Raw genomic sequence first — 1,951 nt, 5'->3', positions numbered from 1 at the left:
TGATGGCTCCGATGGCGGGGGAGTGTTCGGCGTAGGCAGGGGGTGTGGTGGTGATTTCGGTGGTGGTGTGGGGTGTGGGCTCTGTGGTGGCTGGTGGCTGCGTGCTCGGATCGGTGGGCTGGTTCGTAGGTGTGGTGCCCACAGCACTGCGTGTGCTGCTCGTGCTGGTGGTCGGGGGTAGCGGGTTGAGCTGGGCGGGGGTGAGGCTGAGGTTCCGGAGCTTGGCAGAGAGGTTCTGGGCGTTGTCGTGCAGCGCCATGCTGAGGTGTGTACCGACGAAGCCGGCCAGGCCGGTACCGATGGAGGTACTGAAGGTGCCCACAGTGACCAGGCTGTAAGCGCCTTCGCCGACTACTTCGGTGACCGATTCACCCGCACTTTCCTCCATCCGTTCCCGTACGACGTGGCCTAGGCTGCGTCCCTGCTGCGCGTGGGTGGCCGGGATCGTGTGTTCGTCTGTCCGCGGTGCTCCGGCGCTGCGTGGGACGCGTGTGCCTGGCGCGAGGGGTAGACGGGATGTATTCGCGGTGGTGGGAAGCGGCACAAGTGCGTCGTTGGTGTGCCGTCCGGGGCTAAGAGAGTTCGGTTCGCGGATCTGTAGCGTCATCTTGTTCAACATGCGGGGATCAAGCTGGATCTTGCCCAGGCCTTTGCCGAGGAGGTTACCAACCCCGGGTGCCAGGGGGGAGAACAAGCCGGTCATCGCGCCTGAGCCGACGGCTTCCTTGAAGAAAGCTCCACCGTTCTCGGTTGTCTTTCCTTCCCTAGCCAGTGACCAGCGTGTCAACAGGTCCATCGCCCCGCTCAGTCCGGCGTTGGTGATTTCGTGCAGTGCAAGTATCGCCGCCACCCGCCCGAGCAGGTAGCGGAAAATCAATGCGAAGACCCGCCGCAGGATCGCCTGCTCGATTGGCGCCAACAGCGGGCCGAGTGTGAACGTCCAGGCCCACTCAACCAGGAACTCTGCCGCCATCAAGACGATTGCCCGGTTGGTGTAGTCAAGTTGGTAAGCGGCTGTCCGCGCGAACTCCCCCAGTCTTGCAGAAGTCTTCTTCAAATCCTCCAGTGCCGTTTTCCCGCCCTGGCTGCTGAAGGTGACCATTGCACCGGCGTAGGCGTCGCTCCACACCCCGTCGGCTGATCTGCGCACTCTGGCCTCGGCATGGGCGATCTCTCGTTGCAGCCGGTCAAGAAGCACCATCAGATCGTCGTGCGGATCCATAACTTCCCGGCGGATCCGTCCGGCATCGGCGTCGGAGACACGCTGACCCGTCACTGACCAGACGATGGCATTGACGAAAGAATTCACCACCTGAACTACACCCGCCCACCAGTACTAGAACCAAGATGCTTGGCAGACGACCGGCTCGCTGAGGCGAGTCGTCATCATCAAGGTCGTGATCAGCTCAACGTCATCTCCCGCTGCTCACATCACCTGTGTTGGGCTGTCGGACCAATCTCTTCGGGTTCCAAGGCGTGGCGAGCGGCACCGCGGCCTGTCTTGGCAGGGCTGGCAACAGGTCGGGAAGTGTGGCGCGGCCTCGAGCTTTCGGGCAGCTTTGTACGTCCGTCGCAAGGGCAGGCTACTGCAGCTGTCAGCTGCGGATGCGGGGCGCGAACTGGTCATATGTTCCTTCCGCTGCGCGGCCGGCGCCGATTCCAGGCAAACTCGTGGACGACAAGCCGAGTGGCACTCAAGTCAGGGCACAACAACACATTTAGTACATCTGAAACATGGCCGAGAGTCAGCGTAAGTCGCCTGCAATGTTTCTGCAATGAAGGCGACGCATGAGACACCTAAGTCCGTGTCCTACACGGTGAGGTTGAGGAGTCGTTTGTAGCAGCAGAGGGCGGATTGGGCTTGATCCGCTTTGACGGACATTCGAGATCAGGGGCTCAGCCCCGGGAGGATGTCCATCATGGAGAGCATGGGGAAGAAGAAACCTCGCCG

The 1,951-nt window shown here is 61.9% G+C and carries 1 pseudogene; it reads right to left on the bottom strand.

Annotation, left to right across the window (positions count from 1 at the left end):
* Positions 1–1,309: pseudogene (locus ACIA8E_RS40115) on the bottom strand (hypothetical protein); the annotation flags it as partial.
* Positions 1,310–1,951: the final 642 nt, after the last annotated feature.

Origin of the sequence: Streptomyces sp. NPDC051664, from assembly GCF_044453545.1 — a bacterium.
In the GTDB taxonomy this organism is placed as follows: domain Bacteria; phylum Actinomycetota; class Actinomycetes; order Streptomycetales; family Streptomycetaceae; genus Streptomyces.
This window is presented reverse-complemented; position numbering and strand designations above follow the sequence as displayed.